The organism is Marinisporobacter balticus (assembly GCF_004345705.1).
Classification (GTDB): domain Bacteria; phylum Bacillota; class Clostridia; order Peptostreptococcales; family Thermotaleaceae; genus Marinisporobacter; species Marinisporobacter balticus.
Genome location: NZ_SLWV01000010.1, coordinates 1 through 23,573 on the forward strand (window position 1 = coordinate 1; position 23,573 = coordinate 23,573).

Annotated in this window: 19 protein-coding genes; 6 read left to right on the forward strand and 13 right to left on the reverse strand. The window is 31.5% G+C overall.

Annotated features, from left to right (window positions below; all coding sequences use genetic code 11):
• Positions 1–349 precede the first annotated feature (349 nt).
• The 7 genes from EV214_RS08585 to EV214_RS08615 all read right to left on the reverse strand — a co-directional run bounded on the left by EV214_RS08585 (position 350) and on the right by EV214_RS08615 (position 8,531).
• On the reverse strand, positions 350–1,396 hold the full coding sequence (locus tag EV214_RS08585) for a phosphodiester glycosidase family protein (protein ID WP_132244750.1): 1,047 nt from the start codon (positions 1,394–1,396) through the stop codon (positions 350–352).
• Complete coding sequence (locus EV214_RS08590) at positions 1,383–1,799, reverse strand: hypothetical protein (protein ID WP_165916314.1); 417 nt, start codon at positions 1,797–1,799, stop codon at positions 1,383–1,385. Before EV214_RS08590 ends, EV214_RS08585 begins: the two co-directional genes overlap by 14 nt.
• A 314-nt stretch (positions 1,800–2,113) precedes the next feature.
• Positions 2,114–2,686, reverse strand: coding sequence for a flavodoxin family protein (locus EV214_RS08595; RefSeq protein WP_132244754.1), 573 nt, complete (start codon positions 2,684–2,686; stop codon positions 2,114–2,116).
• Positions 2,687–2,704: 18 nt separating this feature from the next.
• Positions 2,705–2,890, reverse strand: coding sequence for a hypothetical protein (locus EV214_RS19670; protein WP_408631298.1), 186 nt, complete (start codon positions 2,888–2,890; stop codon positions 2,705–2,707).
• A gap of 404 nt (positions 2,891–3,294) precedes the next feature.
• Complete coding sequence (locus EV214_RS08605; RefSeq protein WP_132244758.1) at positions 3,295–3,693, reverse strand: reverse transcriptase-like protein; 399 nt, start codon at positions 3,691–3,693, stop codon at positions 3,295–3,297.
• Between the two features lie 92 nt (positions 3,694–3,785).
• Positions 3,786–7,319 (reverse strand): SbcC/MukB-like Walker B domain-containing protein, encoded by a 3,534-nt coding sequence (locus EV214_RS08610; RefSeq protein WP_132244760.1) that lies wholly within the window; start codon positions 7,317–7,319, stop codon positions 3,786–3,788.
• A complete protein-coding gene (locus EV214_RS08615) occupies positions 7,320–8,531 on the reverse strand; it encodes a metallophosphoesterase family protein (protein WP_132244762.1) in 1,212 nt (403 codons plus the stop codon).
• 417 nt (positions 8,532–8,948) lie between these two features.
• On the opposite strand from EV214_RS08615, the gene safA reads away from it, so the two are divergent.
• The 3 genes from safA to EV214_RS08630 all read left to right on the forward strand — a co-directional run bounded on the left by safA (position 8,949) and on the right by EV214_RS08630 (position 12,192).
• A complete protein-coding gene (safA, locus tag EV214_RS08620; protein WP_132244764.1) occupies positions 8,949–9,572 on the forward strand; it encodes a SafA/ExsA family spore coat assembly protein in 624 nt (207 codons plus the stop codon).
• 238 nt (positions 9,573–9,810) lie between these two features.
• Positions 9,811–11,373 carry a L,D-transpeptidase family protein gene (locus EV214_RS08625; RefSeq protein ID WP_132244766.1) on the forward strand — a complete coding sequence of 521 codons (1,563 nt, stop codon included), beginning with the start codon at positions 9,811–9,813 and terminating at the stop codon, positions 11,371–11,373.
• A gap of 273 nt (positions 11,374–11,646) precedes the next feature.
• A complete protein-coding gene (locus EV214_RS08630; protein ID WP_132244768.1) occupies positions 11,647–12,192 on the forward strand; it encodes an NADH peroxidase in 546 nt (181 codons plus the stop codon).
• Between the two features lie 37 nt (positions 12,193–12,229).
• Here the strand turns inward: EV214_RS08630 and EV214_RS08635 are convergent, their stop codons facing one another.
• The 5 genes from EV214_RS08635 to mglB all read right to left on the reverse strand — a co-directional run bounded on the left by EV214_RS08635 (position 12,230) and on the right by mglB (position 17,917).
• Positions 12,230–12,670 (reverse strand): Fur family transcriptional regulator, encoded by a 441-nt coding sequence (locus EV214_RS08635; protein WP_330571287.1) that lies wholly within the window; start codon positions 12,668–12,670, stop codon positions 12,230–12,232.
• Positions 12,671–12,816: 146 nt separating this feature from the next.
• Positions 12,817–14,067 (reverse strand): hypothetical protein, encoded by a 1,251-nt coding sequence (locus EV214_RS08640; protein ID WP_132244772.1) that lies wholly within the window; start codon positions 14,065–14,067, stop codon positions 12,817–12,819.
• A 116-nt stretch (positions 14,068–14,183) separates the two neighbouring features.
• On the reverse strand, positions 14,184–15,209 hold the full coding sequence (mglC, locus tag EV214_RS08645; protein WP_132244774.1) for a galactose/methyl galactoside ABC transporter permease MglC: 1,026 nt from the start codon (positions 15,207–15,209) through the stop codon (positions 14,184–14,186).
• Positions 15,210–15,224: 15 nt separating this feature from the next.
• On the reverse strand, positions 15,225–16,727 hold the full coding sequence (mglA, locus tag EV214_RS08650; protein ID WP_132244776.1) for a galactose/methyl galactoside ABC transporter ATP-binding protein MglA: 1,503 nt from the start codon (positions 16,725–16,727) through the stop codon (positions 15,225–15,227).
• 119 nt (positions 16,728–16,846) lie between these two features.
• Complete coding sequence (gene mglB, locus EV214_RS08655; RefSeq protein ID WP_132244777.1) at positions 16,847–17,917, reverse strand: galactose/glucose ABC transporter substrate-binding protein MglB; 1,071 nt, start codon at positions 17,915–17,917, stop codon at positions 16,847–16,849.
• Positions 17,918–18,143: 226 nt separating this feature from the next.
• Here mglB and EV214_RS08660 point away from each other — a divergent pair, with 226 nt between their 5' ends.
• The 3 genes from EV214_RS08660 (at position 18,144) to EV214_RS08670 (ending at position 21,671) form a co-directional block, all read left to right on the forward strand.
• The gene (locus EV214_RS08660; RefSeq protein ID WP_132244778.1) at positions 18,144–18,587 is read left to right on the forward strand and encodes a hypothetical protein; all 444 of its coding nucleotides are present in this window, start codon (positions 18,144–18,146) and stop codon (positions 18,585–18,587) included.
• Between the two features lie 377 nt (positions 18,588–18,964).
• Positions 18,965–19,693: a YetF domain-containing protein gene (locus tag EV214_RS08665; protein ID WP_132244779.1), complete on the forward strand. Its 729-nt coding sequence runs from the start codon at positions 18,965–18,967 to the stop codon at positions 19,691–19,693.
• Positions 19,694–19,808: 115 nt separating this feature from the next.
• Positions 19,809–21,671: a monovalent cation:proton antiporter family protein gene (locus EV214_RS08670; protein WP_132244780.1), complete on the forward strand. Its 1,863-nt coding sequence runs from the start codon at positions 19,809–19,811 to the stop codon at positions 21,669–21,671.
• Between the two features lie 120 nt (positions 21,672–21,791).
• On the opposite strand, the gene EV214_RS08675 is transcribed toward EV214_RS08670, so the two are convergent.
• A complete protein-coding gene (locus EV214_RS08675) occupies positions 21,792–23,513 on the reverse strand; it encodes a 5'-nucleotidase C-terminal domain-containing protein (protein WP_132244781.1) in 1,722 nt (573 codons plus the stop codon).
• Between the last annotated feature and the right edge of the window lie 60 nt (positions 23,514–23,573).

Sequence of the window (23,573 nt, forward strand, 5' to 3'; positions counted from 1 at the left end):
TTTTATATAAAAATGAGCTCTAATGATAAAATTTATGGATTTTTAATGTATTGCATAAAAATTAAATTTTATACATTAGTTTCCGTGACTACTCAACAAGTATAGTAAGACCAATAAGTATTTGTTTTGCTTATTCTTGCGGGTTTTTCAGTTCTAATAATTTTTTCTTAGTTTTACCTAAATTCCACATCAACTTGAATAACGCTATAATTTGATCTACCACTTCCCTATAAGGATATTTTTCGCTAAGCTTCATAATCACGGTTCTGGAAATAACAACTTTTTCTAACGGTAATTCAGTGCTTCTTATCCTCTTTAAATTATTTCAACCTATTTTCACTTCAATTATTTAAGGAAGTACTACAATATTATTCACTACAGGTCTTTCCTTTCCATCTGAAGGTTTATTTAGAATTCTACCATTATAATACATAGCACTTGAACCCCCACCATCTAGATTGTATGCATCTTTTACACCTAATTCTAACAGTTTATCCTGCAATCTTTCTAAAGTAATACCCGCGCTCCAATTTCCGCGTCTTCCATCTATCACGATTACAATCAAATCATCATTTGCATATTTCCCAATAATTGTTCTAGGATGTCTTGTCTTTTTCCATTCCGATGAAATTTCCTGTTTCTTGCCATTTTTTAATAAAACAGGTGCAAAACTTACTCCTTGATAGGGGGTAAGATTCATAATGTCTTTTTCTGCATGAGGTACCGTTCCTATAACTTCTCCATATTTATTAACCCCAGCGAAAAATAAGTCTCCTGGATACCCATTAAAGGGTTCTACCAACTTCCCATCTATGACTGTATTTCCTATCAATTGCGCATACATCTTGCCATTTTTTTTCTCTGTATAAAATCCGCCTCCATTAATTGCAAGTATCGCATTTTTCCGCTTTGCTGCTTGTGATGTTGTTTCCAACGCTCCAGGGGTATCTTTCCCTAATACAACTTTAAAGGCCTTTGGATCAAACAGTTTGATTTTAGCAATATAGCCTCTATACCCTAGTTCTGTTAATTCGAAAATTTTTATCTCTGTACGATTATTGATATGGTTCTTCACTGCTGGTCCTAGCATTTTTAATATCTTTTGTTCATAAATATCATCTGATAATTTTCTTTGTGCGTCACTAAATTTTGATAACTGGTTAATCTGTTCATCTTGATAATTAAAAACCTCCGCTTGGGTTTGTACAACCAATCCCATTTTTGCAATGTTCTCTTCTAGATCGGCAACTCCATCATATAATTGCTCTACATCTTCTTCCAGTACACTTGTAGAAAATTTTAGCCTCTGACTATCATTTTTAAAGTCTGCACTTACAAAAAACAACCCAATAAAAGGCGCGATCAAAAAAAGCATAAATATATTAATTTTGCCCATTTGGTGCCTCCCGTAATATTTTCAAACTTTTTTCTAGTGTTTTTAATTGCCCATCTAAATCCAATAGCTTTTTGTCGATTTTTTCCTGCACCACCGTAGAATCTGAAATCGTATCCCCCGTGTTTTCAATTCTATTTTTTAGATTTTTGATCTCTTGACTAAGTAATTCAATTTCTTCACTTAAATTCTGAATATTCAATGCATTTTGTTGTTGCACATTTTTTATAGACCCATCAATATAGTTTTTAGCATAAGTATATCCATAATATACTGCACCACTCCAAACCCCTACACTTACAAGAAAAATCAATAACTTAATCCATATTTTATTATTTTTCTTATTTTTCTTCTTTGAGCGTTCTTTGACTTGCCCTTCTTGTGATAAAGTCATATCCGTGTCCATCATCTCATCCTTTCTAAGCTTACGATTATACAAATAGGTTATCGCAAATATCAGCATTTATCAACAAGAATAAATTTACTACTTTTAAAAAGTTAGTTTTTATAACATTTTTATACATAACCACTCTATGACTAAAATTCAAGACAAAAAAATACACATCAACAATCTAACCATTGACGTGAAGAAACATAAGATGTCACTTCTCTAGTTTTGTAATATGTCCCTGTACTGTAAATATTTTTGTACCCTTTTATACATATGCATTTCTCCATCCTTGTTTTTTTCTTTATCATAAAAAGGATTTGATTTATAAATTATAAACTACTTCCTATTTTCCTTGCTTTGCTTAAAATTTTTTCAGAAATATTATTATTTATTTTCGTTCCAGGTTTTACAATTTTTCCCGTTACCTTATAACCACCATAATGCAGAACTTCTTTTACAGCGCTAACTGCTCCTCTACTTTCAGCTGCAATAAAGTTAAATGGCCAAGGAGTAGTACAAGAAACAACAATTACTGCTCTTTTTCCTTTCTGCTTTGCCAAAGGTATACCACTGGCTTTTTCACCCATAAAAACAGGAACATTCCGTTCAAATAGTACTTTTAGTTGTGCGCTCATATTTCCCCAATAAGTAGGCGTTCCAACAATTAGTACATCTGCTTTTTTTATCTTTTCCCCAACAATATGTGCATCATCTTTAGGTAGTACACATGTATCATCTGTTCTACATTTCATACATCCTATACAAGGCTCCATTTGTAGATTATATATATCAATCCATTCTATTTCATTGTTTTCTTCTGCACATTTTATGATTTCTTTTAATAAAGTATAAACGATACCATCTCTACGCGGACTTCCATTTAGTACAAGTATTTTGTTCATTTTATAATTTCTCCCCCTTTACGTTTTTATTGCCCTCACCATAAATTTGAAGGCCTCTTCTATTAATTGAGATGCTTCTACATCATGATAATGTCTTAGGTAGCTTTCTTTTTTGATAATATTATTAAAAACACCTGTAATACTTGCCCATAAAATAACTGCTGTATGATTTACATCTATATTTTCTAGTATGTCTCCTTCCACAATTCCTTGTTGAAGTATTTTTTTTAAACTGTCTAATGATTTCTCTCCTTCTTTATAACATGCGATGATTACCTTATCTTGACTATTAAAATCTAATTTTTGAATATGTATTTTTACATTCTCTGTTAATCATTCCATGAGATTTTTTCTTTTATACTCTAAAGAAAACATCCATTTGCTCCTCGTGCACCTCTATGTTTTGGCATAAAACATAGCGTATAATTTTATTCAAATGATATAGCAAGATTTCTATCAAACATGTACATCATTATGAATACTATTAAAAGCAGGCACAATGCCTGCTTTTAATAGTATTCTCATTCAATATTTTTCAACAAACTAGTATCGTTTAGAAATTTGATATACCTTACACAGCTTTCCATGTTTCGCATATATCCATGCTATTATATAAATGTTTCTTCTAAGGTTTCTTTCCAATTTTTTAATCCTATTTTATCATTACTAACATCTTCGATTATAAGATGATTTCCAAATTCATCTAATTTACCCTTAACTTTATTTATCATTCTCATTGCATCCTTATTCTTCAAGGTTGAAGTTCCTCTAATTTGCTCGTATACGGATGCATTATTAATAATAATTGTTATTTCTTTCTCTTTAAATTCTTCTAATCTCTTTAAAAGAGCAAGTAAAGCCATATGCTCTACGATCACTGGTTTTTTATATTCCTTAAAAGATGCTTCCTTAAATAAAAGCGCCCCCTCTTTAAAAACACAAAATCGAATTTCAATATCTTCACCTTCATAATAGCTTGGCATTCCTAGTAAATAAGCTGTAATCATATTTTTCCTCCCTCTAACGATTTATTGCTTATGCTTTTTTAGTATATCTATAAAGTATTGAATAGGCAATCTAATTTAGTAATTATTATCCCTTAACTATACTCAAGCCTTACCTTACTTCCATCTACGCTATGTTCTGCTGGTGTGACGATAATCTTTACAGGGACTCTATTTTTTAGTTCTTCTACATGGCTGATGATCCCTACTGATAGTTTGTCTGTATGGAGCTTTTCAAGAGATGTCATAACTACCTCTAAAAGATTCGCATCTAATGTTCCAAAACCTTCATCTAAGAAGAAAAATTCCAATGGGGCACTTCCCTTTAATTGTATTTGTGTTGATAATGAAAGTGCTAGCGCCAGTGACGTCAAAAAAGTTTCTCCTCCTGATAGTGAAGCTGTTTCTCTTACAACACCTCCATTTTTATCATCTCGTACTGTAAAGTTTCCTTCATCATCAATCTCTAAGGCATATCGATTGCCTGTAATGGACAACAATCTTCTCGATGCCTCTCTTGCTATATATTTAAGCTGATTCATCGCCACAAATTCTACAAATTTGTTTCCTTGAATAAGCTTATCCATATCATTTAAAAGGCTCAATTTATGTTCAATTTCTTTCGCTCTTTTGTTAAGTTCCTTTAATCCTTCTAAGTCATTTTTCATATGCTTCAATGTGATATCTAAAGCGCCAATTTGTGTGTGATTTTCTTTAAGGCATTCTTCATATTTTTTCTTATCTCCTAAAATTTTATTCCACATATCTCCATCTATGGTTTCATTGTCTAATTGCTTTTTAATTCTTTCAATATTATTCAAAGTATTTCTTAATTGCTCCTCATGTTCTTTTACTTCTTTGTTGCAGTTTTCTATCTTTTCTTTTGTAATGAATGCTTGTACTACCTGTTCTTTACTTTCAAAATCATATTCTTTTAGAAATTGCTCTAATTTTTCATTTCGTTCACTAAAGATCTTTTTGAGATTTTCTTTATTTTGTTGTTTACTGATTACCTCTTTTTCTATTTTTTCTTTTTGAATTTTTTCATTTTCCAATTGTTCGCTTAAAGTTTTTGCACATTCATTGATTTTTTTTATATTATTTCTTACTTCAATTATATATTCTGAAGGATTTTCACCATTTGTCAGTTTTTTTACTTCCCTTTTTTTATGATCAATATGTTCTCTTTTTTCCTGTCCTACATCCTTTACACTTTTTATATCTGCACTTAATCCCGCTATTTCTTTAGTAAATGCGTCCTTTTGTTTATTTATTTTTTCTATTTTATCTCTTAAAGTTTTTTGTTCCTTTTGTAATTGTTCCATTTCTTTTTCATGATCTTTTATTCTCTGCATTTCATCATGGAAATTCCCTATTGCAAGTTCTTTTTTTAAAGTTTCATAGGTATTCGTTAAGTCTTTAAATTCCTGATATTTTTGTGAAAATTCTTTTTTTAATTCTTCAATGGATACTTTATCATGATTTAACCCTTCTTTTATGGATGCCTCTTTTTTATCTATTTCATTTTTTTCATCTTTTAATTTATTCAGTTGTTCGTCTATATTCTTTTTTTCATCATTCCACTTATCTATCTCTTTTTTAAGGACTTCAAAAGCTATTTTCCTACTTTCATAGTCTTTATGAAATGTCTCTAAATCTATGTTTTCTAATTTTTCATCAATAGGCTGTATTTCATCTTTTAGTCTTATTTCTTCATTATTGTAATAAACAAATCGACTTTCTATCTCCCTTAAATTTTTATCTATATTTTTTATTTCACTGTCTAAAGCTTCTTTTTCTTCTTTTATCTTTTGTAGAACGTTGTTTTCTATGCCTACTGCTAATTTTTCATGATGTATAGAACCACATACAGGACAAGCATCACCTTTTTTAAGATTTGTTGCCAATAGTGATGCTATATTTTCCGTTTGTATTTTATCGATTTCTAATTCTAGTGATTTTTTTCTATTTTCTTTATCCTTTATTGCTTCAGTTATTTTCTTTAAATTTTCTTCAAACGTTATTTTGTTTTGATTCGCATCCTTATATTGAAACCTTAACGCATCTCTTTTCTTTACATTCTCCATATTTTCATTTAACTTTTTTTCTAATTGATTTAAATCAAATTGAGATTTCAATAAAATATCATGATCTCCTGGAAAACTTTCTTCTATATTTTTTTGTTTCTGTATAAACGTATGTAACTCTTTTTCCTTTTCTATTTGTCTAGTTACGATTTTACCATGTGCACCTTCATTATTTTTACAGCTTGTCTTTTTATCCTCTAGTTTTTTACTTAAGTCTTTTTGCTCCTTTTGTTGTTTCGTGTAATCACGCGCTACCTCTAAAGCTTTTTCAATTTTTTCTCTATATTCAATATCAATCTTTATTGCATTGCCTCTTTCTTCTTTTTCCGTAAGTTCTTTGTCCAAAATCTCTTTATTTTTTTTATTTTCATCTCGTTTTTCATCTAAATCTTTCTTATTATTATTCAACGCAGTATACTTTTTTAACAACGCATCTCTTTGTTCTTCTAAGTTTTTTATATCTTTTTCTATTTCAATCGCTCTATTTAATTCATTTTCTTTACTGATCAGCATAGGAATTTCAAGTTCTTTTTTTTCCTGTGCTTTTCTATGGCTTTCTTCTGTAATTATAATATTTTTTTTAATTGTTTCTAATTGTTGATTATACTGATTCAGTGCTGCGTCATTTATTTTCATTTCATTTTGTGTATGGATACATTCATCTATATATGGTTTGATTGTATTGGCTTTTTCACCTCTTAAGCTCCTAGCTTTGATATGTTCTATATGCTCTTTTTTATGATTTAAATGACTTAATTTATCATGATAATCTTTTAATTCGTTCTGAAACTTCCATACATCTTTGTATTTTTCATAATCATTTTCTGCTTTTTTCTTTTTCTCTATGATGTCTTTTTCTTCATTTTTTAATATTTCAAGTTCCTGTTTTTTCTCCTTATAACCTTCCTCAGATAGATTTTCAAATCTTTTCAATTCCCCATTTAATTCACTTTGTTTTTTAAGTTCTGTATTTCTAGCACCTTTTATTCTTTCGCCTAATTTTTTACCGTATTTTTCAAGCGCAAATATTCGCTCTAACATATCTCTTTTTTCTCTTCCTTTAAGCTTTAAGAATTCACTAAATTTCCCTTGCGGAAGCACTACTGAACGCGTAAAATCATCTAATGTAAGCCCTACAATTTTTTCAACCTGATTCTTTACCTCTGTAGGCTTTTCTGCTAAAATACATAGTTCTTCATTGGATTTTTTTAGCATGAGTCTTGCGTATTTTGTTTTGATATTGTTATTTTTATCTCTCCTAAAATTTCTCTCAGCTATATAGCATTTTCTATACGCTCCTAAACCAATCTCAAATTCATAGCCAACAAATAAATTATCACAATTTGTATTCATAAAGTCCCTATTTTTTCTTACAATCTCTCCAAATAAAGCAATGGTAACCGCATCTAATATGGTAGATTTTCCACTTCCTGTAGGTCCAAAGATTCCGAATAGGCCCTTATCTGTAAGCGTTTTAAAGTCTATTTTTTGCTCTTTCATAAAGCTGTTTAATCCTGATATTTTTAATGTGATTGGCTTCATCTATTCTTCCTCTCCTTCCTCATTTGCAATACTCAAAAATAAGTTCATTAACTCCTTTGTAGGATTTACTTTTCTCTGATTGTAGTAGAAATCTTTAAATAGTTCATCTATCTTTTTTTCATTTATATCGTAGTCATCTTGCTCTTCCTCATTTTCTCCACAAATAATTGGTTTGATTTCTAATATATCTTTCTTAAGTGCTTTCATGTTTTTTATATCTTCTTGACTAATATACTTATCTGTTTTAATCTCCAAATAAACCCATAGCTCTCTTTCACTGTTTTCTCTACACAGATGCATCGCATGTTCTACATTTTCACACTTCCATATTTCTATTGGCTTATAATTTTTAAATAATATTTTTTCAACACGCGCCTCAGTTCCTGCAACTACATCTACTAAATAGCAAGATTTACTATATCCGATCTCACTTTTACTGTACTGAAGGGGAGAACCTGCATAAAAGATTTTACACCCTTTATTTTTTATCTCTTGCGGTCGATGCAGATGTCCAAGCGCAATGTATTGTGCCTCTAAAGGTAATTTTGACGTGGTAACAGCTAAACTTCCTCCTAGTTGAATATTTCTCTCAGAGGCTGATTCTTCTCCGCCAATCACAAACAAATGCGATACAGCCAAGTTAATGGTATCTGCTCTATACTTTTGAGAAAGCTTTTTAAAAAGTTCTCCTAACCGATCACTATAGGTCCTTTGTCGATCTTCTTCCTCAATGCTGTGGTAGATCACTTCATTTAATCTTTTCTCACTTGGATAAGGTATTGCTAGAATCACTGCTCTTTCTCCATTAATCTCTACCTCCAAATGCCCTTCTCCCCCATCTACAATCTTATGTTTCCCACACTTACCTACCTGTACATGGCTCTTAGGCGTAGCAAGCATTATAATTCCTTGCTCATAAGCTAACGGGCTTGCTGCAACTAATCTTTCAGGATTATCATGATTTCCTGAAATAATTAAAATAATTCGTTCACCATCCTTAGATATTTCTTTTAATGCGCGATAAAACATTTTTTCTGCTTTCGCTGGTGGATTACTATGATCATAAATGTCTCCAGCAATAATCACCATATCTATATTATTTTCTTCAACAATCTCTACAAAATCATCTATAAATTTTTCTTGTTCGTCTATTCTACTCACATTTTCAAGATTTTTTCCTAAATGCCAATCTGAAGTATGTAAAATTCTCATTATTTCTTCTCCTCTTGTTTAAATTTACGTAATCTCTTTTTAAAATTTCTACAAATGATGAATTGTTTCCTTCTATATAGTTTGTTATTTATATTAAACGCTAAAATATTTCTATAAACTAATTATATCGTAACATACAAGTTCTATCCTTCTCATTTCTTGCATATATTGTTATAGGTGATGTGTGATGAATAATATAACTCATGTATTTTCAGACGATCCAAATGACAAAACGCTTGATGAAGTTCTTCTAAGTATATTAAAAATTATCGCAAGAGAAGAGGATGACTAACATTCTCTTCTTTTTAAATACCATAAATTAACAGTATCAATTCATCTATTTTTATAGAAACTAAACCTATGGAGAAGTATCCAATCTATGAAATATCAAAATTATAAAGATAGGTGATGATGAAAATGAGAAAAAAATTTATTGCTTCTATCCTCTTATTATTTATACTCACTGCTATTCCAGTATATGTTGAAGCTGTAGCCAATACTTATACCGTACAATCTGGAGATAGTATGTGGAAAATTGCTGTAAAATATGAAGTAGGATTAAGTGAGATCATTGCACAAAATCCTCAAATTAAAAATCCAAGTTTAATTTATCCAGGACAAAAGCTCAATATCCCAGATATTAAAGATATCAAAGTATTAGAAAATGAAGTAATCAAGCTTGTGAATATGGAAAGATCAAAAAATGGCTTACAACCGCTTACAACAAATTGGCAATTGTCTAGATGTGCACGATATAAATCACAAGATATGATCAATAAAAATTATTTTGCACATCAATCTCCAACTTATGGTTCTCCTTTTAAGATGATGGAATCTTTTGGACTACACTTTTCCGCAGCTGGAGAAAATATTGCGAAGGGACAAAGAACACCCCAAGCAGTTATGAATGCTTGGATGAACTCTCCTGGACATAGAAGTAATATCTTGAGTACTTCATTTAGCGAAATCGGAGTGGGCCTTGCCAAAGATAAATCTGGCGTATGTTATTGGACACAAATGTTTATGCGTGCTACTAAATAATAGCCTTATTAAAGTAATTTTCACATCTACACAACCTATGATAAATGTGAATTTCTAATTTTTTAAATATAATTCATATAAAAGGATGGAAATAGATCTAACTATTTCCATCCTTTTACTTTATACCTATTCTCAAAATTTTATTTGAGAATAATAAAAAAAATACGTAGTTATATATATTTTGTTTTAGCATAATATTAAAGGATTGCTTGATTAACTTATTAATGGAGGCGTTTTTATGAAAATAACTTATCTTCAGAAGATCATTTTTCTAAAAATTTTTACGTTCTGTCTATTTTTGAATACCAGTATGGTTTTTGCATTACAAGAAGGGAAAGATATTGAAATGCCTCAAAATGAATTCCCTACTAAAATTGATTGTAAAGAGTTAAATCATAAGGTTTCTATCCCATTAGAAACCCCTACTGTCTGTGATACGGTCTATGGTGTTGAAAAGTGTAGCAATGATTTCTATTCCTTCAAGTATAATGCGCATGAAATATTGGCTAAACCAGATAATTGTATTCTTTATCTTGGTCATCAAGAAATCTATTGTGAGAATCCTATAAGGATTGAAAACGATATGATTATTCTAAATCCTAATTTAAAATTTTTTTTGGATAATAATCTACCTACCGCTAAAGTATATAGGATTCAAAGAGGCATATTGATAGATAAAATTTCAAATCACAGTAAAATTCATGTTCGAAATACAATGGAGGGAAAAACAATCCGAGCATATTCTACAGGAACACCTGTTAGGATTCTTGAAAAATCATCTCATTCATGGGTAAAAATCATGTTACCTGATTTTTCAATAGGTTATGTACGAGAACTGTTTTTAAGTGCTGAAAATGTTTCAACAAACAATGATATAATAAAAATAGATATAATAAAGCAGAATAGTGATGGATTTTATCTTTTTACTTACGATAACAATCAGTTTTTAGCACACCCAGATCATGCCATCCTCTACATAAATAATGTTGAATTTTATTGTGAAAACCCTATATTCATTGAAAACACTACAATTATTTTGAATTCTGACTTGAGAAACTATTTAGATCATCGTACCCCAACCTCCAAAGTACACCCCATCATACAAGGAGAGTTAATTAATCAAGTAACAGAAAATAACTGCGTAAATATTCACGATGCCATAGATGGAAAAATTTCAAAAACATATAGAGCGAAGACAAAGGTAAATGTTCTTTATCAAAGTTTTGATGGATGGCTGCAAATCATGCTTCCTGATGGTTTCATAGGGTATATTGACGGAAGATATTTACGACTCAAAGAAGATGTAAGTTTACCGCCTGTTGATATACAATCCTTTATGCACAAAGAAATTAAAAGGGATTATATCCTTATCGTAAATCAACAAAATCAGAATTTGCAAATATATAAAAAATTAAACAATCAAACTTATACCCTTGATACTTCTTCAAAAGTTAGCACAGGTTTGTTTAAAACCCCTACCCCAAATGGTTGGTTTACCCTTAAAAGCAAAAGAGGTTCATGGATGTATATTCCTAAATTCAATGTGGGCATTGAATCCTATTCTTCTTTTAAAGGAAGTTATTTATTGCACGGTGTACCTGCAAACAAAAATAAACAACCCTTACGGGCTTCAATCAATAAATTAGGACGCAAGGCCTCTCACGGCTGTATCAGATTACCCATTCACATAGCAAAAAATATATATGATAATGTAGAAACTGGAAGTGTCATAATCATAGATGCTACCCCTCCCTTAATAGAAGATATTCTCTCTAGTTTTAACCAGTTAGAACAAATTTAGCTTATATTCTTTCTTTCAATGAATATTTTTTAATATTTTTGTTTCTTCTTCTTTTTTTGGGGTATTTAAATAAGGTCGTGAAATTTATATTCTATATTTACTATCTATTATATATCTTTTAAATAGCTAAATTCAAAATATTTTTATCTAATAGCACTTGACAAAATACATATATAGATTATAATTGAATTGTAATCATTACAAATTAGTTCTGGTTACATATTTATAACGACTTATCATTTATAAATAAATTTAAAATAGGGGGTTTTCATTATGAAAAAATTTGTCTGTAAAGTATGTGGTTATGTACATGAAGGAGAAGAAGCACCTGACGTTTGTCCTATATGTAAAGTAACAAAAGAAAAATTTGTTCTTCAATCTGAAGAGGTGCTAGCATGGGCTGATGAACATTTTATAGGGGTAGCAAAAGATGCAGACCCTGAAATTGTAGCAGGTCTTCGTGAAAATTTTGTAGGAGAATGTGCTGAAGTAGGAATGTATCTTGCAATGAGTCGTCAAGCAGATCGCGAAGGATTCCCAGAAATAGCTGAAGCCTATAAACGAATCGCTTTTGAAGAAGCAGATCATGCTGCAAAATTTGCAGAACTATTAGGCGAAGTAGTTACAGACAGCACACAAAAGAACTTACAAATGCGCGTAGATGCTGAACGTGGTGCTTGTCTTGGTAAAAAAGAATTAGCTACAAAAGCAAAACAATTGAACCTAGATGCAATCCATGATACCGTACATGAAATGTGCAAAGACGAAGCAAGACATGGTAAAGCTTTTGAAGGTCTATTAAATCGTTATTTTGGTTAGTAAATAAAAATAATGTCCTTTGATTCATCAAAGGACATTATTTTTTTATACATTTAGGACAAAACCCTTTAAAATAAATATGATGTTCATTGATTTTGAATCCCTTTAAATCTATTGTCTGCTTTTTCATTGTATTTATATCAATTCCTATATCATAGATCTCTTTACAACAATCACATTTAAAATGTCCATGAATACACTCGCCCCAATCATACCTTGTTTCATTTTCTTCTATAATGATTACATCTAAAATATTCTTTTCTACAAATAAGCTTAATGTGTTATAAACAGTAGTCTTTGACAATGTAGGGATTTCTTTTGCAACTTCTTCATAAATATCATTCACTGTTGGATGGTTTCTGTGCTTTACAAAATAAGTAAATATTCTCATCCTTTGAAAGGATACTTTTACCCCATGATCACTAAGATATTTAGAAATATCTATATCATTTTTTTTAATAAGACCACCCTTTTCTATAGATTCACATTACTATTTTGTATTCAGTTCAATTATGAATCAACTATAATATAATAATATCTTCCATTCATTTTTTTGTCAAATAGTGCTTATTTCTTCATAAAAAAAAGGATGCATCATGCATCCTTTTTTTTATGAAGTCTATTTTATTGTGGTACTATTTCATTTTCTTCTACTGTTTCTACGTCTGTTTCATAAGATTGCATAGCTGATTTCATTAAATCACTCAAATACATTGTATTTTCAAAAGTTAATGCAGGCTTGTCGATTTCAATCTCTTCATTAATGTTATACATCTTTGTATCAAAGTTTAAACCGATTTTGAATACACCTGTTTTATGTACCGGACTAGCTTTTTGCTCATTATCTATTTTTGTAGCTGCTTTTTCTATCGCTCCTAAATCAATATTTAAATCTATACTACCTTTTTCAGCAACAATAAATCCTTCTTCATTGATTGAATATTCAATTACAATTCCCTTATCTCCTATAATCTTCACATCATTAAAAGCATCCATAAACTGATTCATTTTTTCTTTAAATTCAGGAATATTTTTTTCTAGTTCATTTAATCCTTGTTCGATCTCTGCTTTTGCGTCTTCTTTCTCTACATCTTTTGTCTCTACCATATCTACTGCGATATTCATATACTCTTTTACAAATTTCATCGCATCTTCATTTTCTAACAAATTATTTGCTGAATATTTTATTAGCTTTTTAAATGATTGATCATCTAACTTTAGTTCGTAAACAGCTACATTTTTTCCATCTATTGATTGATTTCCTTTATATTCTACTATGTTTAATCCAGAATTAAATTGTTTCGCATAATCTTTCAAAAACGCTGTAAATTTAGGTTGTAAATCTTTACTAAAAGTCATTAATTTATTGTAATCGATTTTTTGACCTTGATCCATATTCATATCCATGATTTGATTAAAATCATAAACCAAATATTCTTTATTTTGGAATTCTGGTGAAGCTGCAGCCATTGAAGCCATTGCTATTGCAGGCATTTTTATAACTTCAACTAATTTAGGTGTCTTCCCTGAATTATCAACATCCACCCAAATGTTTGTATCGATTCCCATCCCACCAAAAGTCATTCCTAAATCTACTTTTGCTTTAGCAATTGTTTTCTCTTCATTTTGTATCATTTTTTGATGCAAACTAATTTTTGAATCTTTTAACATTGTCTGCATTTGATCAACTTGTTGTTGATCTTGTTGTGAAAGACCTTCCGTACCCAACGTAAAAGTAATGTCCGTATCGCTTTCCATTGATGTAATCTCTTGAGATTGTTGAAATGCATTATACAATTTCATTTCTTCACTACTACATCCAGTAAAGACCATTGCTACTACTAATAAAAGTGCTATGGTGCTTATCTTCTTCATATAATTTCCTCCTGTTTTGTAATTTATTTCTACCTAATTATATATTATACTTCATCATTTGTAAATCAACAAGTTCTGATTCTATAAGACTGTTTGTAAATATTAAGACAATCTTCCTATTTTTTCTTGATGTATTTTCGTGAGTCAATAGCTACTGCAATAATAATGATTAGCCCTTTAATAATGTATTGTAAATATGGATTTACACCAATAAATGATAAACCATATGCAATAACTTGAAATATTAGTACCCCAATGACGATGCCCCCTACGGTACCAATTCCTCCTGAAAAAGATAACCCTCCAACAATGCATGCAGAAATAGCATCTAATTCATACATATTTCCTGTGTTATTCGTTGCACTCCCTATACGCGCTGCTTCTAATGACCCTCCTAATCCATAAAGCATTCCTCCGAGGGTATAAACTATCAATAAGTATTTGACAACATCTACCCCTGATACGGTAGCAGCTTCTATATTTCCTCCGATCGCAAAGATGTTCTTTCCAAATTTTGTTTTATTCCACAAAACCCAAATCATTATGGTGATAATCACTGCATAAATAACAAGATATGGAATTTTAAATCCTAAAACTATAAAGGAACCTTGCGCAAAATTTGTGAAGGCTTTATCTAGTCCTCCAATTGGTTGTGCACCATAAGGTGGTCGATCAAAATAAATGGAGTTTACACCATAAACGATAACCATCATGCCTAATGTTGCAATAAATGGATCCACTTTTAATTTTGCAACCACAAATCCATTGATACAACCAAAAAAACCAGTAACAATCATCACAAACAATATCACTATAAAAATATTTAATTGTGGTAAGTTTGGATACATCTTATACGCATATTCAGATGATTGTAAAAGAGATGCTGATACTACAGCTGCAAGTCCTACTAAACGTCCTAAAGAAAGATCTGTTCCCTTCGCAACAATGATTCCTCCAACTCCTAATGCCATAATAACACGTGTTGACGCTTGAGATAATATATTTCTAAAATTCCTTATAGATATAAAATCAGGTGAAACAGAAATAATCATCATCAGTAAAGCAATAAGCACTACAAAAATAGCATTATTCATTATCCATCTCAAAACATCTTGTTTTGTGAAATGCTTAAAATTTTTCATATCCTTCCCCCTAACCTATAGGTATTTAGCTGATAATTTTAATATTTCTTCTTGCGTTGTTTCTTTTGTATTTACAATACCAGCTACCCTTCCATTACTCATGACTAATATTCTATCCGTAATCCCCAATAATTCAGGCATTTCTGAAGACACCATAATAACAGCCTTTTCTTTATTGGCTAAATGAATCATCAATTGATAAATCTCATATTTTGCACCCACATCAATGCCGCGGGTTGGTTCATCTAATAATAATATTTTAGGATCTGTTAATAACCAACGTCCAACAATCACCTTTTGTTGATTTCCCCCTGATAATGCACTTATTAATGTCTTATGGGATGGAGTTTTTACCCGCATACTATCAATCACCCAATCTGTATCTTTCGTGATTTTTTCCTCATCTAATACGATGCTATTTTTAATATATTTATCAATATTAGCAATAATTGTATTAAATCGAACATCTAGCGCAGAAAAAATTCCGGTTGCACGTCGTTCCTCTGTAACAAGTGCAAATCCATTTTTTATTGCAATATATGGATTTTTGTTTTCTAATTTTTCACCATTCAAATGAATGCTTCCAGATTTTATATGTCTTGCCCCAAAAATCGATTCTATCAGTTCTGTTCTTTTTGCACCTACTAATCCTGCTATTCCTAAAATCTCACCTTTCCTAAGCTTAAATGAAATATCTTGAATAGAGGGCTGATACGTTGCTGTTAAATGATTTACTTCTAATACTACATCTGTCGGATTATTTGTCTTTGGTGGAAACCGGTGTGTTAAATCACGCCCTACCATCAAGTTAATCATTTCATCCGTTGTTATATCAATAGAATCCTTTGTTGCAATCCATTTTCCATCACGCATGATGGTTACTTCATCAGAAATTTGTAGGATTTCTTCCATCTTATGAGAAATATAGATGATACCTACCCCTCTACTTTTTAATGCGCTTATAATCTTAAACAAATGCCGCACTTCTTTTTCTGTTAAAGATGATGTGGGTTCATCCATTACAATTATTTTTGAATGGTAAGAAACAGCTTTTGCAATTTCTACCATCTGGCTTTGTGACACAGGTAACGCGCCAATATTTTGCCGAGGATCTAATGCAATATCTAGCTCCTTAAAAATTGCTAATGTGTCATGATACATTTTTTCTTCATCAATAAAGAATCCATTTTTCGGAAATCGTCCTAACCAAATATTGTCCATGATGTTTGTACTTTGTACTTGATTCAATTCTTGATGTACCATTGAAACCCCATTGTCTAAGGCTTGCCTAGAGGACTCAAAATTCACTTCTTTTCCTTCTAATATTATTTTCCCGTCATCTTTATTGTAAATCCCAAACAAGCATTTCATCAAAGTTGACTTACCTGCACCGTTTTCTCCCATCAACGCATGCACCGTTCCACGTCTAACCTTCAAACTCACGTTATCTAATGCTTTCACACCCGGAAATGCTTTAGATATATGAAGCATTTCAAGCAAAAAATTTTCTTCTTTCATAAACAAGTCCCCCCCCTTTCTTATTTAAAGCTTCCTTAAATATATGAATAAAAGATGCATATGCATTTAGAATGCACCCTGCATCTCTTATATGATCTTTTATTTGTAAATTGAAATAATTATTCTGAATAACAATCCTTTGCAATTTGAATATTATCTAATGTAATCGGTAAGTAAGGTACACGAACTGCTTTTTTGTCATCAAGCTTCCACGTTGTTCCATCTAGTAGTTCTTTTCCTTGCGCAACATTTAGTGCCAAGTCTACAGTAGCTTTTCCTTGGTTTGCTGCATCATTCAATACACTACCCACTAAAGTTCCTGCTTCAATTTGGGTAAGTGCATCTGGAATCGCATCTACACCCACTACAGGCATAAACTTATCCCCTTCAAAATATCCCTCTGCTTTTAATGCGTTCATTGCGCCTAATGCCATTGCATCATTATTGGCAATAACAAATTCAATTCCATCTCCATGCTTAGCAAGCCATGCATCCATCAATTCTTTTCCTTTAACACTGTCCCACATACCTGTTTGAAGTTCTAATTCTTCAACTTCTATGCCTTCAGAAACAATCGTTTCTATAGAATATTTTGTACGTGCTTCAGCATCTGGATGTCCTGGTTCGCCTTTTAATAATACATATTGTATTTTCCCATCACTATTTTTATCCCATTCAGGATGCGCTTTCCAAGAATCAGCAATTAATTTGCCTTGGATTACGCCTGATTCAGATGAATCCGTTCCTACATACCAACATTTATCATAAGATGCCATATCCTCTGCACTTGGCTCTTTGTTGAAGAATATTACTGGTACCTCTTCCTCTTTTGCTTTAGAAATAATTGTTGCTGCTGCTTGTGGATCGACTAAGTTGATGGCTAAAGATTTAACCTCTTTAGAAAGCATCATTTCAACTTGTTCATTTTGTTTTGCTTGGTCATTTTGTGAATCATTTAATGTTAATTCTGCTTTTCCATCCGCATTTTTTTCAATTGCACGGCGTACGAATGACATAAAGTTGTCGTCAAATTTATAAATAGTTACACCAATTTGTGGAATCGCTTCTGCATTTTCAGCCGTCGCTTGTTCTTTTGGGTCACTTTCAGTAGGTGCTTGTTCGCCTCCACCACATGCTACCAATGAAAATGTTAGTAATAGAACCATTAGTAATGCTAATAATTTTTTCATACCTATTCCCCCCATTTCGAATGATTGATATTTCTTATTAAAAAACTATTCCTTATATTATATTTTGTGACATGAGAAATAGAAGTACTTTTTTGTACATTTTTAATATTTGTACATTTTTTATATCTACGATTATTTCATTAACCCTCATATGGTCTTTTGCATACGCTATATTATGGAAGATCTGAAAATTCATAAAGATATAAAATAAAGAGGAGGTATTCAAATGTATTATCATTCTATGGTAAATCCAACTTTATTTCCTAGTGATCACATGGATGAATATGCACAATTCATCCATCAATATGGAGATAAACCAGAATCCTATATTTGGGAGGAAATTACGCGTGTAAAAAATCTTGTTTCTGAAGAAGTATTGCAAAGGTATATGAAAGACCTCAGCTTGTTTTCTAAGATGGATGCATTCATGACAGATACTCAGAAACAAAATATCGATAGACTACAAAGTATGTTAGCAGCACCATCAAATTCTCAAGCTATGTACCAATCTGTTGTTACAAGTGAATCTTTTGGCACAAGTTTATTATTATGGTTTCTAATCCTCACAGCAATATGGCCAAGACCATCCTATCCTCGCCCTAAACCATATCCACCCTATAGGCCCTATCCTCCGTACAGACCACCCTACAGTCCTTTTGGGTTTTTCTAAATAAAAATTAGGCTAAAGAGATCAATTTTTCATCTCCTTAGCCTATAACTTTGTCTAAAGCCTGCAATCATAATCTTCTTTATGCATCTAAAACCTGTTTGGTACTTCCTATTTTTACGATTTGACCTTCATTGAGAACCGTTACCCTGTCAGCAACCATGCACGCTAAATTATTTCTTTTTTCACCAACACATACAAAAGAACAAATCCTGCTATTATAAACAAAGCTGTAAAGACCGCCTCATAAAGTAAATCCATCTTCATTCACCTCATTAATTTTTTTATTTAAGCATAGTATTCTCAAAGAGTAACAAAATAATATATAACGGCTGAAGCTTTATCCATGCTAAATCAATCTATATGGGAGTTGATACAAAGTGAAATTATATTTAGAAATTGTCATTCAAACTTTTTTAGCTTTTTTTACAATCTTGTTCGTTACGAGACTTTTAGGAAGGCAACAGATCTCACAATTAACATTTTATGAGTACGTAAATGGTATTACTTTTGGTTCAATTGCTGCTACATTGGCTACAGATCTTGATGGTAGAACGATGCAACATTTCATTGGACTTGTTTTATTCGGGTTACTTACAGGCATTTTTTCATTCATTGCGCTAAAAAACAGAAGTTTTAGAAAAGTCGTAGAAGGGGAGCCTGTATTAGTCATACAAAATGGTAAAATCCTTGAAAAAAATCTAAACCGGATTCGCTATAGTATAGATGATTTAAATGTTCTTTTGCGGCAAAATGATTGTTTATCTGCAGAAGTTGTTGATTATGGTATATTAGAGAGTAATGGTAAGTTAAGTACCATAAAAAAACCAGAGGAAAACACAGTTACATTAAAAGATTTAAATATAATCGCAAAAGCTGAAACGATTCCTACAGAAATCATTATTGGAGGTCAAATCATCTATGAAAATTTAAAGAAAAGGAAATTAAATGGGAAAGATCTCATGAATAAACTTATCGCTTTTGGCGTGAAAAGAACAGATGAAGTCATGTATGCGACCATAGATACAAATGGAAAAATGTATGTTGACAAATATAATGATCAATTAAAAGATGTAGTTGACTTTAGTGAGAATAATAAAAACATATGAAGATAGATCTACCCCTTTCAAAAAATCTAAAAAAACTGATAGTCCTCTAAATAAAAAAATGTTATAAAATTCTATTTCGTGATATAATTTTACAAACAGGAAAGGGAGGGATTCTATGGATCATAGCACAATTTCATATAATTCTTTATTAATCATTATATTACTAGCAACCTTTGTGCCATTTATCATCAAAAAAATGAAGTGGTTACCAATTCCTATCGTTGTAGGAGAAGTAATTGCAGGAATGATTATTGGAAAGAGTGGCTTTAACCTTATTGAAGAAACTGCTTGGTTAAATTTTCTTTATACCTTTGGATTTGCGTTTTTGATGTTTCTATCAGGTCTCGAAATTGATTTTAACCTTATAAAGTCTACAGGAAAAACATCGCAAGAAAAATGGTATAAAAAGCCTTTTACGCTTGCCTCTTTTTTGTTTATGGGTACACTTTTTCTGGCCTATAGCATTGCCTATATTTTAAAGCAATTTCATTTTATTGCAAATATTCCTTTAATCACATTAATTTTTAGTACCACTTCTTTAGGCATCGTAGTTCCTACATTAAAGGAAAAGAATCTATTGCATGGGGCATACGGTCAGATTATATTGCTGGCTGCATTAATCGCAGATTTTGCCACAATGGTATTGGTAACTGTATATATATCCTTGTATACTTCTGCAGCAGGTTATAAAGTTTTTTTAGTGCTTTTATTATTTATAGCATTTTTTGTTTTTTATAAAATGGGTCTTAAAATTGCTGGAAAAAAGATTATAGAAGATCTTTCGCATGCAACATCACAAATAAAGGTTCGTGGCGCATTTTCTCTCATATTGATATTTATTGCCTTAGCACAAAGTTTAGGAACAGAAATTATTCTCGGAACCTTTTTAGCTGGTTTGATTGTTTCGTTGCTTGATGAAGGAGATCATTCCGATTTATCCGTCAAATTGGACGCCATCGGTTATGGATTTTTTATCCCCATATTTTTTATTATGGTAGGCGCAAATTTTGATATTCGTTCTGTCATTAATAATCCAAAATCCATTTATCTCCTTCCTGCGCTATTGGTCGCTGTATATGCAGTAAAGATCATTCCTGCTTTCATCTTGAAAATGAAATTTTCTTTAAAGGCATCTCTTTCTGCAGGATTTTTATTATCTTCGAGATTAAGTCTGATTATTGCAACTAGTGCCATTGGTTTAAAATTAAATATTATTAGTAAAGAAACAAACGGAACAATCATATTGGTTGCCATTCTTACATGTACCGTATCTCCACTATTGTTTAATAAATTATCTGCTGCATCTCCTAGTAGAAAGAACAATAGTGTTTATATGATCGGTGTAAAACAAAAAACATTATTACTTGCAAAAAGATTGCAACATTCTGGTGCAGATATCTCCTTTATCACCCACAATCCAGAAAAGTATGAAAAAACACGAAAACAAAATTATAACGTATATTTAGGAGATACACTAGATATTGATTTCCTTCAAAAAACGGGTATACAGGACGCAAAAACAGTTGTTATTTATAAAACGACGGATGATATTAGTACTGAAATTTGTAGAATATGTAGAGATGTACTGGGCATTGAGAATCTTCTTTTATTAACGAATAACCAAGAAAATCTGTTAAAAGAAAATAAATATGGTGCAACGGTCATATCTCCTGAATTTGCTACAGTATTTATGGCTGAGAACTTAATTTTACATCCAAAAGCCTTTTCACTTTTATTTGAAGAAGAAGAAAATGATTTTTGTATGTGCGAGATCCATCTTAAAAATCCAAATTATTTTGATTATCCGATAAGATCTTTGAAGTTACCGGGAGATTGTTTGATCTTATCTATCCTCAGAGAAGGGGTAAAAATTATTCCTCATGGGAATAACATTTTAAGATCTGGTGACTTAATTATGCTCGTAGGATCAAAAGAACATGTGAAAGATGCAGAATTGCTATTCGAAAATCTACAGTAACCTGGGTGAGATTCTCTCGCCTTTTTTTACACAAAAATACAGGATCATTGCCTTTAGTGAAACGCTAGATCCTGTATCTATAATGAAATCATAAAAATATTTGCTTTTAATTGATTAAAACTAATTCGCTGGAACGATTAGCTCTTGTCCATTTATGATCAAGTTAGGATTTTTTAATTGATTCATTTGAGCAAGCTTTTCCCAAGTCGTTTTGTATTTTTCTGCGATCTTCCAAAGTACATCTCCAGATTTTACAACGTATACATATGATTTCGTCTTTTGAACTTCTGGAACATCCACTTTAATCTCTTCAGCTTTTTCAGCAACAGAAGCTATAACTCTTCCTTCTATCGTTGGTGCTACTTCTCCTAGCTTTTCCATGTATGCAATCAATGCTTCATCTAGCGCTGAAAATTCTATTAATACAGGTGCATCTTTAAACATTGTATAATTATCTCCTCCTGCAGCTAAGAAGTCATTTGTAGCTACAAGATACGTTTTTTCTAGCTCTAATGGTGCTCCATTTACCATTACATCAACAATTCTATTTCCTACAGGTTTATTTGTATCGATCTTAAAAGTCATTCCTCCTACATGAGGAAATGCACCCTTTGCCTCTGGATATGCATCTGTACCATGTTCTAAGGCCTCTAGTATTTGCTTACCCGTAAGATTTTTTGTCACGATATAGTTTCCAAATGGAAGTACCGTAATGATTTCTTCTTTTGTAATCTCCCCTTTATTAATAGATGCTCTGATGCCACCACCATTTGTAATCGCTACTTCTGCTTTTGTTTCTGCTAACATAGCATCTGCAATTAAATTTCCTAAGTTTGTTTCTCCTACTCTTACATGGTCTCTTTCACCATCTAGTGAAACATTTGTTTTTCCTACTACTTGGCTTAATACTGATTTTTGTCCATTTTTTATATCGGCTACAACTTTTATTACCTCTGCATCTTGTGTTGTATTTGCTGCCTCTTCTTTTGTAATCAATACAGCTTCTTTTGAAACTAATTTGTTATCAGCAAATTTCAATGTGACTTTTCCAAGGTTTTTATCATATTCACCAGCACTTGCAATTAGTGTATTTCCTACTACTTTTCCTTCTGGTAATGTCGTATGACTATGTCCATCGATCATCACATCTATTCCTTCTACTTCTTTTGCAATTTTTTCGCTTGTAACTTTACTACTTTCATCCAATCCTATATGGGTTAGGGCAACAATAACATCTACCTGTCCTTTTAATTCCTGTACCATTTTTTTTGCTTCATCTACTGGGTCAGTAAAGGTTATTCCCTCAACATTCTTTGGATGCGTCATATACGCAGTTTCTGGTGTTGAAAGTCCAAATATTCCAAATCTTATTCCATCTACTTCTTTGATAATATATGACTTTAATAAATTTGTTCCATCCGCTTTTTTTACATTTGCAGCTAAGATTGGGAAATTTGTCATACCGTCTAATTCAATCGTTCTATCTTTTCCATAATCAAAGTCATGATTTCCTGCAGCCATGGCATCATAACCAATCTGATTCATAATCTTTGCGATACTCTCTCCTTTAACTAATGTTGCTATTGTCTGTCCATGAAAAGCATCTCCTGCATCTAAAACCAATACATTGGGATTTTTTTCTTTCTGCTCTTTTATGTATGTTGCTATTTTTGCAAATCCCATGCCGTCATATTTTCCTTCTTCAACTCTTGCATGCGTATCATTTGTGTGAAATAAAAGGATTTCCTTTTCTGTTTGCGCATAGCCATCTAATGCAGAAAATTGGAAACATACGGTAAATACCAACAATACACTTAAAATGATACCGGTTACTTTTTTCATTTTCCTCTCCTCCTTTTATAAAATCTATTTTCCTCTTTGATTATATCAAATTTTTGGACA

What these genes read in the sequence shown, in the direction of transcription:
- EV214_RS08585 (WP_132244750.1), bottom strand. Translation starts at nt 1,396, where the DNA reads ATGGGCAAAATTAATATATTTATGCTTTTTTTGATCGCGCCTTTTATT.
- EV214_RS08590 (WP_165916314.1), bottom strand. Translation starts at nt 1,799, where the DNA reads ATGGACACGGATATGACTTTATCACAAGAAGGGCAAGTCAAAGAACGC.
- EV214_RS08595 (WP_132244754.1), bottom strand. Translation starts at nt 2,686, where the DNA reads ATGAACAAAATACTTGTACTAAATGGAAGTCCGCGTAGAGATGGTATC.
- EV214_RS08605 (WP_132244758.1), bottom strand. Translation starts at nt 3,693, where the DNA reads ATGATTACAGCTTATTTACTAGGAATGCCAAGCTATTATGAAGGTGAA.
- EV214_RS08610 (WP_132244760.1), bottom strand. Translation starts at nt 7,319, where the DNA reads ATGAAGCCAATCACATTAAAAATATCAGGATTAAACAGCTTTATGAAA.
- EV214_RS08615 (WP_132244762.1), bottom strand. Translation starts at nt 8,531, where the DNA reads ATGAGAATTTTACATACTTCAGATTGGCATTTAGGAAAAAATCTTGAA.
- safA (WP_132244764.1), top strand. Translation starts at nt 8,949, where the DNA reads ATGAGAAAAAAATTTATTGCTTCTATCCTCTTATTATTTATACTCACT.
- EV214_RS08625 (WP_132244766.1), top strand. Translation starts at nt 9,811, where the DNA reads ATGAAAATAACTTATCTTCAGAAGATCATTTTTCTAAAAATTTTTACG.
- EV214_RS08630 (WP_132244768.1), top strand. Translation starts at nt 11,647, where the DNA reads ATGAAAAAATTTGTCTGTAAAGTATGTGGTTATGTACATGAAGGAGAA.
- EV214_RS08640 (WP_132244772.1), bottom strand. Translation starts at nt 14,067, where the DNA reads ATGAAGAAGATAAGCACCATAGCACTTTTATTAGTAGTAGCAATGGTC.
- mglC (WP_132244774.1), bottom strand. Translation starts at nt 15,209, where the DNA reads ATGAAAAATTTTAAGCATTTCACAAAACAAGATGTTTTGAGATGGATA.
- mglA (WP_132244776.1), bottom strand. Translation starts at nt 16,727, where the DNA reads ATGAAAGAAGAAAATTTTTTGCTTGAAATGCTTCATATATCTAAAGCA.
- mglB (WP_132244777.1), bottom strand. Translation starts at nt 17,917, where the DNA reads ATGAAAAAATTATTAGCATTACTAATGGTTCTATTACTAACATTTTCA.
- EV214_RS08660 (WP_132244778.1), top strand. Translation starts at nt 18,144, where the DNA reads ATGTATTATCATTCTATGGTAAATCCAACTTTATTTCCTAGTGATCAC.
- EV214_RS08670 (WP_132244780.1), top strand. Translation starts at nt 19,809, where the DNA reads ATGGATCATAGCACAATTTCATATAATTCTTTATTAATCATTATATTA.
- EV214_RS08675 (WP_132244781.1), bottom strand. Translation starts at nt 23,513, where the DNA reads ATGAAAAAAGTAACCGGTATCATTTTAAGTGTATTGTTGGTATTTACC.